This window comes from Roseateles sp., assembly GCF_039595295.1.
Lineage (GTDB): Bacteria > Pseudomonadota > Gammaproteobacteria > Burkholderiales > Burkholderiaceae_C > Roseateles.
The window spans coordinates 1-14,672 of record NZ_JBCNLU010000011.1 but is presented as its reverse complement, the minus strand read 5'-3'; the positions used below and the strand labels follow the sequence as shown (position 1 = coordinate 14,672).

Here is a 14,672-nt window from a genome sequence, read left to right as displayed (position 1 = left end):
CCGGGCATCGCCCTAAACACCGTCACAAACCCTGGGGAGCCTGCCCGGCTCGCTTCGCCGGGTTTGTGAGTTGGGGCGAGACGAACCGGAGCGGACTAGCTCTTGATGGTTTTGGTCGTGGTAATGGTCTGCGACGCGGTCGTGGTCGTGCCTTTGCCAGCGGCAATGGCGGCGACGACGGCATCACCCATCTCGCGGGTGCTCACCTTCTGGGTGCCCTCGCTCCAGATGTCCGCGGTACGCAGACCCTGGGCCAGCACGGATTGAACCGCCGACTCGATACGAGCGGCGGCTTCGGGCTGGTTGAGGGAGAACTTGAGCATCATGGCAGCGGACAGGATTGTAGCCAGCGGATTGGCGATTCCCTTGCCCGCGATGTCCGGCGCGCTGCCGTGGCTGGGCTCATACAGGCCCTTGTTGTTCTTGTCCAACGAGGCGCTGGGCAGCATGCCGATGGAGCCGGTCAGCATCGCGGCCTCGTCCGACAGGATGTCGCCGAACATGTTGCCGGTGACGACCACGTCGAATTTCTTGGGCGCCTTGACCAGCTGCATCGCCGCGTTGTCGACGTACATGTGCTCCAGCTCGACGTCCGGATATTCCTTGTGGACCTCGGTGACCACGTCCTTCCAGAACTGGAAGGTCTCCAGCACATTGGCCTTGTCGACGCTGGTGACCTTCCTGCCCCGCTTGCGCGCGGCCTGGAAGGCCACGTGGGCGATGCGCTCGATCTCGGGACGCGAGTAGCGCATCGTGTCGAAGGCCTCTTCGGCGCCCGGGAAGTGGCCGTCGACGGCGGTGCGGCGGCCGCGCGGCTGACCGAAGTAGATGTCGCCGGTGAGCTCGCGAATGATCAGGATGTCCAGGCCGGCGACCAGTTCGGGCTTGAGGCTGGAGGCGTGGGTCAGTTGCTCGTAGCAGATCGCGGGGCGGAAGTTCGCAAACAGGCCCAGCGCCTTGCGCAGGCCCAGGATGGCCTGCTCGGGTCGCAGCGCGCGCTCCAGCTTGTCGTACTTCCAGTCGCCGACGGCGCCGAACAGCACCGCATCGGCTTCCTGAGCCAGCTTCAGCGTGGCCTCGGGCAGCGGATGGCCGCTGGCCTCGTAGGCGGCGCCGCCGACGGACGCAAATTCCATTTCCAGCGGCAGGTCCAGCGCCTTCAGGACCTTGACGGCCTCCGCGACGATTTCGGTGCCGATGCCGTCACCCGGCAAGACTGCGATCTTCATGAGCTACCCCCGCGCGCTCAGCGCGTAATTCGATGATTGAGCCACGGCTTGGTGGCGATGCGTTCGGCCTCGTAGGCCTTGATCTTGTCGGCGTGACGCAGCGTCAGGCCGATGTCGTCGAAGCCGTTGAGCAGGCAGTATTTGCGGAAGGGCTGCACATCAAACGCAAGCTCCTCGCCGTCGGGCTTGACCACGACCTGGCGCTCCAGGTCCACCGTCAGCTGATAGCCGGGGAAGGCGAAGACCTCGTCGAACAGCCGGGCGACCTGGCGCTCCGGCAGCACGATGGGCAGCACGCCGTTCTTGAAGGTGTTGTTGAAGAAGATGTCGGCGAAGCTGGGCGCGATCAGCACGCGGAAGCCGTACTGCTGCAGCGCCCAGGGCGCGTGCTCGCGGCTGGAGCCGCAACCGAAGTTGCTGCGCGCGATCAGGATGGAGGCGCCTTGGTAGCGCGGCTGGTTCAGCACGAAGTCCGGGTTGGGCTTGCGGCTGGCCGGATCCTGGCCGGGCTCGCCATGGTCGAGATAGCGCCACTCGTCGAAGAGATTCGGGCCGAAGCCGCTGCGCTTGATCGACTTGAGGAATTGCTTGGGAATGATCGCGTCGGTGTCGACGTTGTCGCGATCCATCGGGGCCACCAGGCCCTTGTGCACGGTGAACTTGTCCATGTCTTGCTCCTGCGTGCGCGCGCTCAGGCGATGCGGCGGACGTCGACGAAGTGGCCTTCCATCGCGGCGGCCGCGGCCATCGCCGGGCTGACCAGATGGGTGCGGCCGCCGGCGCCCTGCCGGCCTTCGAAATTGCGGTTGCTGGTCGAGGCGCAGCGCTCGCCCGGTTCCAGCCGGTCGGCGTTCATCGCCAGGCACATCGAGCAGCCCGGCTCGCGCCATTCGAAGCCGGCGGCCTTGAAGATCTGATCCAGGCCCTCGGCCTCGGCCTGCGCCTTCACCAGGCCGGAGCCCGGCACCACCATCGCCAGCTTGACGTTGCTGGCGATGCGTCCGCCCACGCGCTTGACCACCGCGGCGGCCTCGCGCATGTCCTCGATGCGACTGTTGGTGCAGCTGCCGATGAAGACCTTGTCGATGCGGATGTCGTCGATCGCCTTGTTGGGCTCCAGCGCCATGTAGGTCAGCGCGCGCTCGATGGCGCCGCGCTTGACGGCGTCCTTCTCCTTGTCGGGATCGGGCACGCGATCCTCGATGGACAGGACCATCTCGGGCGAGGTACCCCAGGTCACCTGCGGACGGATCTGCGCGGCATCCAGCTCGACCACGGTGTCGAACTTGGCGCCGGCGTCCGAGTGCAGCGTACGCCAGTACTCGACGGCCTGGTCCCATTCGACGCCGGTCGGCGTGAACGGCCGACCCTTCACATAGGCCAAGGTCGTGTCGTCGACGGCGATCAGCCCGGCGCGGGCGCCCGCCTCGATGGCCATGTTGCAGACCGTCATGCGGCCTTCCATCGACAGCGCGCGGATCGCGGCGCCGGCGAACTCGATGGTGTAGCCGGTGCCGCCGGCCGTGCCGATGCGGCCGATGATGGCCAGCACGATGTCCTTGGCGCCGACGCCGGGAGCGCAGCGCCCCTCGACCTTGACCAGCATGTTCTTGGCCTTTTTGGCCAGCAGCGTCTGGGTGGCCAGCACGTGCTCGACCTCAGAGGTGCCGATGCCGTGAGCCAGCGCGCCGAAAGCGCCGTGGGTGGAGGTGTGGCTGTCGCCGCAGACCACGGTCATGCCGGGCAGCGTGGCGCCCTGTTCCGGGCCGATCACATGGACGATGCCCTGGCGCAGGTCGTTCATCTTGAACTGCGTGATGCCGAAACGATCGCAGTTCTTGTCCAGGGTCTCGACCTGCAGGCGCGACACCGGATCGGCGATGCCCTGGCTGCGATCCGTCGTCGGGACGTTGTGGTCGCTGACGGCCAGGTTGGCGGACAGGCGCCAGACCTTGCGGCCGGCCAGGTCCAGGCCCTCGAAGGCCTGCGGGCTGGTGACCTCGTGCACCAGGTGGCGGTCGATGTAGAGGACGGCCGTGCCGTCTTCCTCGGTGTGCACCACGTGCTCGTCCCAGAGCTTGTCGTAGAGCGTGCGGGGCGCGTGGGGCGCTGCGGTGTGGGCGATGTTGGCGGTCATGGGATGGCTCTCCATCACTTCAAAACGGGACGGCTCACTTCGAGCCGCCCTTCGGATCAATCCTGGCCGCGGGCTTGGCGTCGGCCTTCAGGCCCGCTTGCTGGGCCTGCTGCTCCTTGGCGGCGGGGCACAGCGCATCGACGAAGCGCTGGACCACGGTGGGCAGACGTTCCTGGCGCGCCACGCCCAGCACGTAATCGCGCTGGGCCCAGGCTTCGTCCAGAGCCAGGCGATGCACGTCGAAGACCTGGGCGAAGCGGCGCGCCGGCGCGTCGGGCAGCACGGCGACGCCCATGCCGGCCTCGACCAGCTGCGCGATCGCGTCGAAGCCGCGCACCTGCAGGCGCGCCTTGAGCGTGCGACCGCGGGCCATGGCCTCTTGCATCATGAGCTCTTGCGCCGCGGCGCCGCCGTGCAGGCCAACCAGGTCGTGCTCCAGCAGGTCGTCGAAGCTGACCGAGGTCCGCCCCACGAGTTCATGTTTGGCCGGGACCAGCACGGCCAGCCGGCCGGTGCGGTAGGACCAGGTCTGCAGCCGGTTGTCCAGCAGCGGGGTGGTGAACACGCCGACATCGGCACGGCCTTCCGCCACGGCGGCCTGAACCTCGGCCGAGGTCTGGTCCTCGAGGCTGATGCGGATCTGCGGATGGGCTTGCGAGAACGCCGCCAGATCGGGCGGCAGCGCTTCGGCGATCGCGCCGGCGTTGGCGGCGATGCGCAGATGGCCCTTGATACCGCGAGCGAACTCGACGACCTCGCTCTCCAGCGCATGCAGCGAGGCATGCAGCGAACGGATGTGACGCACCAGCGCGCGGCAGGCCTCCGTCGGCTCGACGCCACGGGCGCGGCGCTCGAAGAGCTGCACGCCCAGGCGAGTCTCCAGATCCGATATCCGCTTGCTCGCGGCGGCCAGCGCAAGGTGCTCCCGCTCGGCACCGCGAGTGATGGATCGGGTCTGTTCGATCGCAAGCACGAGATTCAGGGTGGTGAGGTCGAGGCGCATGGCGTGGCGGCGGCTGGGTTGAACTTTAGCCTTCGCCCAAAAAGCGAGACTATGAGCGTTCATGATAACCACTTCGCCGCTCACGAAGTCTTGAGATTTTCATCGAACGTGGGGTGATGGCACGCCGCGCTTTGCTCGCCCTGCAGGTTGAGGCTGGTTCCCCACCGAAATCCCACCTGCCTGAGCCAGTGCCCGCTGCGGTCGAACTTCGAAGAATCGCGGCTTCCCTTTGACCCCTTCTCAGGAGAAGCCATGACCCTCACGTTCTTACGAACCGCTGCTGCCGCCGCCGCCGTCGGCGCCACCGTGCTGAGCGCCGCGCCCGCGCAGGCGCACGGTGCCCCGGAGTACCCCATCGGCCGCGTCTTCAACTGCTACAAGAATCCGGCGCTGCCGGCCTGCAAGGCGGCCATCGCCGTCGGCGGCGAGCAGGCGATCTACGACTGGAACGGCGTCAACCAGGGCGCCGCGGCCGGCAATCACCAGGCGGTGGTCCCCGACCTGAAACTGTGCGCCGGCGGCCAGGAGAAGTACAAGGGTTTCGACCTGGCCCGCGCGGACTGGGCGGCGACGCCCTACTCCCCGGGCGCGGACGGCAAGTACGAGTTCCGCTACAACGCCAGCGCGCCGCATCGCACCCTGAACTGGAAGTTCTTCCTCACGCGTGATGGTTTCGACGCCTCGACGCGCGCGCTGAAGTGGTCCGACCTGGATCTGGTCGCCGAACTCGGGCCCCACCAGATGACCACCGTCGACAAGACCTACTTCATGAAGCTGAGCCTGCCCAAACGGACCGGCAAGCATGTGCTGTATTCGGTCTGGCAGCGCTCGGACAGCGGCGAGGCCTTCTATGGCTGCTCCGATGTCGACTTCGGCGGCAGCGGCGTGACGCCGCCGGCGATTCCCTCGTCGCTCAAGCAGATCGGTCAGGTGTCGGCGGCGCAGGACCTGCCGGCGCAGAGCAAGATCACGCTGCGCGTGTTCGACAAGACCGGCGCCGACCTGGAGAAGATCGGTATCACGCTGAGCGCCGCAGCCCCCAAGGCCGGCTGGCTGGCGCAGATCGCGACGCAGGCCAACGCCAGTTCCGCCTACCTGAAGGTCGGCGCCCTGCAAGGCGGCACGGTGGTGATCCCGAGCGGCGCTGCGGTCATGGACGTCTACGCGATGCAAGCCAACTCGGGCGTGAGCTTCGCCATGGACACCCAGCTGCCCGGCACCACCCCGATGCCGCCCGTCACGCCAAGCCCGGCGCCGTCGGACGCCTGGACCGAAGGCGCGAGCTATCGCGTGGGCCAGATCGTCAGCCATCAGGGCCGCCAGTACCGCTGCCTGCAGGCGCACACCGCCTGGAAGGGCGCCGGCTGGACGCCCAGCGCGGCGGGTTCCGTGAACGTGCTGTGGCTGCCGCTGTGAGGCGATGACTTCATCCTCTGGCCCGTGAACCCACGCGCCAGGGGCCGCACGGCCGCTGTTCCCGCCTCCGCCCTTCTATTCAGAGCCGTCCCGGGAGGACGGCTCTTTCGTTTCCGGGGCTCACGCCTGGCGATCCGACTGTCCCGACCCGCGTCGACGCCCAGCGCTGCGACAACCGTTACCGCTTCCCGTCTTGCATTGGTCTGCTTGAGGTTCTATGGTGGTCCTGCTTTGGTGTTGTGTCGGGCCACGCATCAGGGCGCATCTCAACCACATATCCTTCAAGGAGACCTTGATGCATTCCCCTGCCCGACTCGGCGGCGCGCTGGCGCTGACCTCGTTCGTGACCGCCTTCCTGGCGGCGCTGGCCCCGCGCACCGCCCTCGCCCACGGCGCGCCGGAGTTCCCGATCTCGCGCCAGTACAACTGCTTCAAGAACCCGTCGCTGCCCGCTTGTCAGGCCGCGATCGCCTACGGCGGCGAGCAGGCGATCTACGACTGGAACGGCGTCAACCAGGCCAATGCCAACGGCAACCACCAGGCGGCGGCGCCGGATCTGAAGATCTGCGCCGGCGGGCAGGAGAAGTTCAAGGGCTTCGATCTGGCGCGTTCAGACTGGCCGGCGACGGCCTGGTCGCCGGGCACCGACGGCAAGTACGAGTACCGCTACAACGCCACCGCGCCGCACCGCTCGCTGAACTGGAAGTTCTATCTGACGAAGGACGGCTGGAACCCGGCGGTCTCGCCGCTGCGCTGGTCGGACCTGGAGCAGGTCGCGGAGCTGGGCCCGGATCAGATCGTGACCTCGGGCAAGACGATCTACACGATGAAGCTCAGCCTGCCCAAACGCAGCGGCAAGCACGTGATCTTCTCGGCCTGGCAGCGCTCGGACAGCACCGAGGCCTTCTATGCCTGCTCGGACGTGGACTTCGGCGGCGTTTCCACGCCGCCGGGGACGCCCTCGGGGCTGAAGCAGATTGGGCAGGTCTCGGCGGCGCAGGACTTGCCGACGGGCAGCCAGATCAAGCTGCGCGTGTTCAACGGCGCCGGAAACGATCTGGAGACCATCTCCCTCACGCTGAGCGCGGCGGCCAACAAGGCGGCGTGGCTGAGCCAGCTCGCGACGCGGGTGAATCAGACCTCGGCCTACGTGAAGGTGGGCAGCCTGCAGGGCGGCGCGGTGGTCGTACCCAGCGGCGTCACGGTGATGGACGTCTATCTGCAGAACGCCAACTCGGGCGCGAGCTACGCGATGGACGTGATCCTGCCCAGCACGCCGCCGACGAATCCCGGCACCACGACCTGGGTCGAGGGCGCGAGCTACACCGCAGGTCAGGTCGTGAGCTACCAGGGCAAGCAGTACCGCTGCCTGCAGGCGCATACGGCCTACGTCGGCGCGGGCTGGACGCCGGCGACATCGCCGACCTTGTGGCAGGCGGTGTGAAGCTCGCTTCAATGAGTGCCTGAGCGGTCGCCGAGGGCCTCGCGCCCTCGGCAGAGGTCTCAGCCGTCGATGCCCAGCATCGCCTTCCCCACCGCCTCCGCGACCTCGATCCCGTCGACGCCGGCCGACATGATCCCGCCGGCGTAACCCGCGCCCTCGCCCGCCGGATACAGGCCGCGGACGTTCAGGCTTTGATAGTCCTTGCCGCGCGTGATGCGCAGCGGCGAGGACGTCCGCGTCTCCACGCCCGTCAGCACCGCGTCGTTCATCGAGAAGCCGCGGATCTGGCGCTCGAACGCGGGCAGCGCCTCGCGGATCGCGTCCAGCGCGTAGTCCGGCAGGCTGCCGAAGCCCTTCTGCTGCAAGTCGGTCATGGTCACGCCCGGCTTGTAGCTGGGCTCCACCGAGCCCAGCGCCGTGCTGCGCTGACGCTTGATGAAGTCGCCGACCAGCGCGGCCGGCGCCAGGTAGTTGCCCTCGCCCAGCTCGTAGGCGCGCGACTCCCAGAAGCGCTGGAACGCGAAGCCGTCCAGCGGATTCACAGGACTGCCGTCGGTCTTGCCGTCCTGGCGATAGTCCTCGGGCGAGATCCCCACCACGATGCCCGCATTCGCGTTGCGCTCGTTGCGGGAGTACTGGCTCATCCCGTTGGTCACCACCCGGTGGGGCTCCGAGGTCGCCGCCACCACCGTGCCGCCCGGGCACATGCAGAAGCTGTACACCGAGCGCCCGTTCTTGGCGTGATGAACCAGCTTGTAGTCCGCCGCGCCCAGCAGCTCATGGCCGGCGTTGGGGCCGAAGCGGGCCTTGTCGATGATGGACTGCGGATGCTCGATGCGGTAGCCGATCGAGAAGGGTTTGGCCTCCATGTAGACGCCGCGCCCATGCAGCATCGTGAAGGTGTCGCGGGCGCTGTGGCCCAGCGCAACCACCACATGGTCCGTGCGCAGCTGCTCGCCCGACTCGAGCTGCACGCCGCGCACGTGACGGTGACCGTCGGCGTCCGGCTCCATCAAGAGATCGGTGACCTTCTGCTGGAAGCGGATCTCCCCGCCCAGCCGCTCGATCTCGGCGCGGATCTTGATCACCATGCTCACCAGGCGGAAGGTCCCGATGTGCGGCTTGCTGACGTAGAGGATTTCTTCGGGCGCCCCGGCCTTCACGAACTCGGTCAGCACCTTGCGTGTCAGAAAGCGCGGATCGGAGATCTGGCTGTAGAGCTTGCCGTCCGAGAACGTGCCCGCCCCGCCCTCGCCGAACTGCACGTTCGACTCGGGGTCCAGCACGCTCTCGCGCCACAGGCCCCAGGTGTCCTTGGTCCGCTCCCGGACCTGTTTGCCGCGCTCCAGCACGATGGGCCGCAGCCCCATCTGCGCCAGGATCAGCGCCGCGAAGATGCCGCAGGGGCCGAAGCCGATCACCACCGGCCGCGGACGCTCGCCGGCGTAGAAGTCGGCCGGCGCATGGCCGACGAAGCGGTAGCGCGTGTCGGGCGAGGGCTTCACGTGCGTGTCGCCCGCCAGGCGCGCCAGCAGCGCGGCCTCGTCGGCCGCGTCGCCGATGTCGCAATCGACGCTGTAGATCAGCACCATCGCCGTCTTCTTGCGCGCGTCGTAGCTGCGCTTGAAGACGGTGAAGGACTTGAGCCCCGCCTGATCCAGACCCAGCCGGGTCAGGATGGCGGCACGCAGCGCCTCCTCGGGATGATCGAGCGGGAGGCGGAGTTCGTTGATGCGGATCATGGCGATTGATCGAGCAGCGTCATTGCGGACATTGAAAACAAAACAGGCCCCGCCTGTCGGCATGGGCCTGTCGTGGACATCGTCGGGGTCTTGCTCCCCGCGATCTCAACCCGAGTGCGGACGCTTGCCCGGGTTCTTCTTCGAGCGGGTGTGCGAGCCGCGCTCCAGGCTGCTCTTCTGACCGCGGTGCGAGGTCACGGTCACGCCCTTGGGGGCGGCGGGACGGGGGGAAGCACGACGGTCGGCTTCGGTGACGATCTTGTTGCCCATGTTGGCTCCGGAATGAATGAACTGAGTTCTGAGTTAACACCAACCCGAAGTCACAGACTCGGCGGCGGCAGGAACGCGTCCTGCGGGGCCGACCTTGAGCAGCGTCGGAAAAGCGGTGAAGGCGGGAGTTTACACGCACCGCGCGCTCCCATCCGCTCACGGGCCCGCGACAGTGCACGCCCGCCTGCCGCCACCTTCCCACCCGCTCGTCCCGCCTGACCACCGCGACCGGCGGTGGCGCGATGCGCGGGCGTCTCGGGCGTCTCGATCGCGCGGAATATCGAATATTCAGGGCCATGACAAATACCTGCCCCATAACCCCGGGACGGCATTTCCAGCGAGCCTCGCAAACCCCGGGAATATGTCACGACCGACACCCGACGACACGTCCGGCGGCCGTGAAAAACGCCCGGGCGGGCGAGTCGCGTAACGGCGCTTACATCGCGTTTCATGCGCTCCGCGCACGAGGCGAACAGCGCCTCGGCGTGGGCGTCCCGGCGGACCTCGGGAGCGCAGCCGCTCAGGTCCGTCGCCGCCAACGCCGATAAACAGGGCGATCCTGCCCACCGTACAGCACACGCCTTTGGTCTCCCGCTTTGAAGAAGCAAGCCTCTCGGTCGCCGCGAATGATTGCCCAGGCAGACATTTCGACCCCCTCATTCCGGGACTTACGGGCGATCTGTAACCGTGAACTGAGGCCGACTCCCGGCCCTTTTGTGTGCTTCAGGTGAAGGGGAGCCCCCCTACCATTTCTGGGCTAGCTCAAGTTTGCATTTCTGGGTCCGAAAACCCGTGTGACGGCAACCGAAAGGTCGGGTGCCTTTCGAACCGAGCTGATCAATACCACGCGCCTATGGCGCACCGCCCATAGGCCCACGGAGTTCCAAGATGGCATCGCTGATTACCAACCTGACGACCGACCAGATCGCCGCCCTCACGTCGACGACCCTGGCGCGCCTGACCAGCGAAGACTGGGCAGCGTTCACCACCGACCAGTTCCAGGCCCTCACGACGGCGCAGTTCGCGACGCTGGGCACGAAGTCCGTGTCGTTCTTCACGACGGCCAACATCGCCGCGATCGAGTCCGACGACCTGCGCGTGCTGACCACCGCCGCCGTCCAGGCCATGACCTCGGCGCAGCTCAACGCGCTGGGCTCCGACCAGTTCGGCGCGCTGACGACCAAGCAGGTCGCCGGCCTCACCACCCAGCAGGTCCGCAACCTGGAGTCGGACGACCTGAACGCCCTGTCCTCCGACCAGGTCCGGTCGCTGAGCACCCAGCAGGTCGCCGCCATCAGCACCAGCCTGATGAGCACCTTGACCTCCGATGATCTGCAGGCTCTGAAGACCGACCAGATCAAGGCCCTGAGCTCCCAGCAAGTCGCCGCCCTCGCCACCGAGGGCGTCGCCGCTTTGCAGACCCAGCAAGCCGCCGCGCTGACCAGCACCCAGGCCGGCGCGCTGAACTCCAGCCAGGCCGCCGCGCTGAGCTCCGACGCGGTCCACGCGCTGAGCACCGCCGCCGTGCGCGCGCTGGGCACCGACCAGATCGCCGCCCTGAATTCCGACCAGGTCGCCGCCTTCACCACCGCGCAGATCAACGCGCTGACCACGGCCCAGATCCGCCAACTGGCCAGCGACGAGCTGGCCGCCCTGGGCACCGACCAGGTTCGCGCCTTCACCACCGCCCAGATCGCCGCGCTGACCACCGACCAGCTCGGCGGCGTCGGCAGCGCCGACGTGCAAGCCCTGACGACCGCCCAGGTCGGCGCGCTGAGCTCGGCCCAGATCGGTGTGCTGAGCACCGACTCCATCGCCGCGCTGACCACCCAGCAAGCCGCCGCGCTGAGCTCCAAGCAGGTCGCCGGCCTCACGACCGACCAGATCGCCGCCCTGGAATCGGGCGACGTCAAGGCGCTGAGCACCGCCGCCCTGCGCGCCCTGACCACCGACCAGTTCCAGGCCCTGAATTCCGATCAGGTCGCCGCGATGGGCTCGCAGCAGATCGCCGCGCTGTCGACCGGCCAGGTCGCCGTGCTGGCCACCGACGAGCTGAACGCCCTGGGCTCGGCCCAGATCCGCGCCCTGGGCACCGCCCAGATCGCCGCGCTGTCGACCGCCCAGGTCAACGGCATGGAAACCGACGACGTGCAGGCCATGACGACCGCCCAGGTGGCCGCGCTGAGTTCGGCGCAAGTCGCCGCGCTGTCCACCGACGCCATCGTGGCGCTGGGCTCCCAGCAGGTCGCCGCCCTGTCGACCAAGCAGCTGGTCGGTCTGAGCACCGACCAGGTCCACGCCATCGAGTCGGGTGACCTGCGCGCCATGTCCACCGCCGCGATCCGCTCGCTGACCACCGACCAGTTCGATGCGCTGAGCTCCGACCAGGTCGGCGCCCTGACCACCGGCCAGATCGCCGCGCTGACCACCGGCCAAGTCGCCGCCATGTCGAGCGACGACCTGAATGCGCTGGGCTCGGCCCAGATCCGCGCCCTGGGCACCGCCCAAGTCGCCGCGCTGACGACCACGCAGGTCGCCAACATGGAAAGCGCCGACGTCCAGGCGCTGAGCACCGCGCAGGTCCAGGCGCTGAGCTCCGCCCAGCTTGGCGCGCTGAGCACCGAAAACATCGCCGCGCTGACCAGCGCCCAAGTCGCGGGCCTGTCGACCAAGCAGATCGCCGGCCTGACCACCGACCAGATGCAAGCCCTGGAGACCGGCGACCTGCGCGCCCTGTCCACGGCCGCCATCCGCTCGCTGACCACCGACCAGTTCGACGCCCTGGGCTCGGACCAGGTCGCCGCCCTGTCGACCCAGCAGGTCGCCGCGCTGACCACCGGCCAAGTCGCCGCCATGGCCAGCGACGACCTGAACGCGCTGGGCTCGGCCCAGATCCGCGCGCTGGGCACGGCGCAAGTCGCCGCGCTGACCACCGACCAGGTCCACAACATGGAAAGCGCCGACGTGCAGGCGCTGACCACCGGCCAGGTCGCCGCGCTGAGTTCGGCCCAGATGGGCGCCCTGTCCACCGACAACATCGTCGCGTTGACCTCGCAGCAGGTCGCCACGCTGACGACCAAGCAGCTGGCCGGCCTGACCACCGACCAGGTCGCCGCCATTGAATCGGGTGACCTGCGCGCCCTGTCGACCGCCGCGATCCGCTCACTGACCACCGACCAGTTCGACGCCCTGGGTTCCGCCCAGGTCGCCGCGCTGACCACCGGCCAGGTCGCCGCCCTGACCACGGGTCAGGTGGCCGCCATGTCCAGCGATGACCTGAACGCGCTGGGCTCGGCCCAGATCCGCGCGCTGGGCACCGCCCAGATCGCCGCGCTGACGACCTCGCAGATCGCCAACATGGAGAGCGACGACGTGCAGGCGCTCACCACGGCGCAGATCGCCGCGATGAGCTCCGACCAGATCGGCGCTCTGTCCACCGGCAGCATCGTGGCCCTGACTTCCACGCAGGTCGGCGCGCTGTCCAGCAAGCAGGCCGCGGGCCTGAGCACCGACCAGATGGGCGCCATCGAGACCGGCGACCTCAAGGCCCTGAACACCGCCGCGCTGCGCTCGCTGACCAGCGACCAGCTGAACGCCCTGGACAGCAACCAGGTCGGCGCGCTGACGACCGCGCAAGTCGCCGCCCTGAGCACCGGCCAGGTGAGCAACCTGTCCAGCGACGACCTGAACGCGCTGACCAGCGGCCAGATCAAGGCGCTGTCGACCCAGCAGGTCGCATCGCTGACGACCGGCCAGGTCTCGACGATGGAATCCGCCGACGTGCAGGCGATGACCACCGCCCAGATCGCCGCGCTGAGCTCCGCGCAAGTCGGCGCCCTGTCGACCGAGAACATCGCCGCGCTGAGCTCGCAGCAGGTCGCCCCGCTGTCGACCAAGCAGGTCGGCGGCCTGACCACCGACCAGGTCGGCGCCATCGAGACCGTCGACGTCAAGGCCCTGAGCACCGCCGCGCTGCGCGCGCTGACCACCGACCAGGTGGCCGCCCTGACCTCCGACCAGGTCGCCGCGCTGACCACCGCGCAAGTCGCCGCGCTGGGCACCGCCCAGATCCAGGCGCTGTCCAGCGACGACCTGAACGCGCTGGGCTCGGCCCAGATCCGCGCCCTGGGCACCGCCCAGATCGCCGCGCTGACCACCGCGCAGATCGCCGGCATGGAAAGCAACGACGTCCAGGCGCTGACGACCCAGCAGGTCGTGGCGCTGGGCTCCGACCAGATCGCCGCGCTGGCCACCGGCAACATCGCCGCCCTGACCTCCACGCAGGTCGGCGCGCTGACGACCAAGCAGGTCGCCGGCCTGAGCACCGACCAGATGAGCGCGATGGAGACCGCGGACGTCCGCGCGCTCAACACCGCCGCGCTGCGCGCGCTGACCAGCGACCAGCTGGACGCGCTGGGCTCCGACCAGATCCAGGCGCTGACCACCGCGCAAGTCGCCTCGCTGACCACCGGTCAGGTCAGCAACCTGACCAGCGACGACCTGAACGCGCTGACCAGCGGTCAGATCAAGGCCCTGGGCACGCAGCAGGTCGCCGCGCTGACGACCGCGCAGCTCTCGACCATGCAGTCCGACGACGTGCAGGCGCTGACGACCCAGCAGGTCGCGGCGCTGGGCTCGGCGCAAGTCGGCGCGCTGTCGACCGACGCCATCGTCGCCCTGACCTCGACGCAGGTCGGCGCGCTGACGACCAAGCAGGTCGCCGGTCTGACCACCGACCAGATGGGCGCCATCGAGACCGGTGACCTCAAGGCCCTGTCCACCGCCGCGCTGCGCTCGCTGACCAGCGACCAGCTCAACGCGCTGGACAGCAACCAGGTCGCCGCGCTGTCGACCGTGCAGGTGGCGGCCCTGACCACCGGCCAGGTGAGCAGCCTGACCAGCGACGACCTGAACGCCCTGACCAGCGGCCAGATCAAGGCCCTGGGCACCGCCCAGATCGCCTCGCTGACCACCGGCCAGATCTCGACCATGCAGTCCGACGACGTGCAGGCGCTGACGACCGCCCAGGTCGCCGCGCTGAGCTCCGCCCAGCTGGGCGCGCTGAGCACCGACGCCATCGTCGCCCTGACCTCGCAGCAGGTCGCCGCGCTGAACAGCAAGCAGGTCGCCGGCCTGGGCACCGACCAGATCGCCGCCTTCGAGACGGGCGACCTGAAGGCCCTGGGCACCAACGCCCTGGCCTCGCTGACCTCGGCCCAGCTGGACGCGCTGAACTCCGACCAGGTCGCCGCGCTGACGACCCAGCAGGTCGCCGCGCTGACCACCGGTCAGATCAGCAACCTGTCCAGCGATGACCTGAACGCGCTGACCAGCGGCCAGATCAAGGCGCTGTCGACCAACCAGGTCGCCGCGCTGAGCACCGCCCAGGTGTCGACGATGGAGACGGCCGACGTGGCCGCGCTGAACACCA

9 protein-coding genes are annotated in these 14,672 nt (G+C 68.4%); 3 read left to right on the top strand and 6 right to left on the bottom strand.

Annotated features, from left to right (window positions below):
• Positions 1-95 precede the first annotated feature (95 nt).
• The 4 genes from leuB to ABDW59_RS10465 are packed head-to-tail and all read right to left on the bottom strand — an operon-like array spanning position 96 to position 4,369.
• Positions 96-1,229, bottom strand: a complete 1,134-nt coding sequence (leuB, locus tag ABDW59_RS10480; protein WP_343629684.1) for a 3-isopropylmalate dehydrogenase — start codon at positions 1,227-1,229, stop codon at positions 96-98.
• Positions 1,230-1,246: 17 nt separating this feature from the next.
• Complete coding sequence (gene leuD, locus ABDW59_RS10475) at positions 1,247-1,897, bottom strand: 3-isopropylmalate dehydratase small subunit (RefSeq protein ID WP_343629683.1); 651 nt, start codon at positions 1,895-1,897, stop codon at positions 1,247-1,249.
• A 23-nt stretch (positions 1,898-1,920) separates the two neighbouring features.
• Complete coding sequence (leuC, locus tag ABDW59_RS10470; protein ID WP_343629682.1) at positions 1,921-3,366, bottom strand: 3-isopropylmalate dehydratase large subunit; 1,446 nt, start codon at positions 3,364-3,366, stop codon at positions 1,921-1,923.
• Positions 3,367-3,400: 34 nt separating this feature from the next.
• Entirely contained in the window at positions 3,401-4,369 is a 969-nt protein-coding gene (locus ABDW59_RS10465) for a LysR family transcriptional regulator (protein WP_343629681.1), read from the bottom strand.
• Between the two features lie 252 nt (positions 4,370-4,621).
• Between ABDW59_RS10465 and ABDW59_RS10460 the strand changes: the two genes are divergently transcribed.
• Positions 4,622-5,785: a lytic polysaccharide monooxygenase gene (locus ABDW59_RS10460; RefSeq protein WP_343629680.1), complete on the top strand. Its 1,164-nt coding sequence runs from the start codon at positions 4,622-4,624 to the stop codon at positions 5,783-5,785.
• 295 nt (positions 5,786-6,080) lie between these two features.
• Positions 6,081-7,229 (top strand): lytic polysaccharide monooxygenase, encoded by a 1,149-nt coding sequence (locus ABDW59_RS10455; RefSeq protein WP_343629679.1) that lies wholly within the window; start codon positions 6,081-6,083, stop codon positions 7,227-7,229.
• Positions 7,230-7,288: 59 nt separating this feature from the next.
• Here ABDW59_RS10455 and ABDW59_RS10450 read toward each other — a convergent pair whose 3' ends face one another.
• Positions 7,289-8,971: an FAD-dependent protein gene (locus ABDW59_RS10450; protein WP_343629677.1), complete on the bottom strand. Its 1,683-nt coding sequence runs from the start codon at positions 8,969-8,971 to the stop codon at positions 7,289-7,291.
• Between the two features lie 105 nt (positions 8,972-9,076).
• Complete coding sequence (locus tag ABDW59_RS10445) at positions 9,077-9,241, bottom strand: hypothetical protein (RefSeq protein ID WP_343629676.1); 165 nt, start codon at positions 9,239-9,241, stop codon at positions 9,077-9,079.
• An 888-nt stretch (positions 9,242-10,129) separates the two neighbouring features.
• On the opposite strand from ABDW59_RS10445, the gene ABDW59_RS10440 reads away from it, so the two are divergent.
• On the top strand, positions 10,130-14,672 hold a 4,543-nt coding region (locus tag ABDW59_RS10440), incomplete at its 3' end, for a heme utilization protein (protein WP_343629675.1).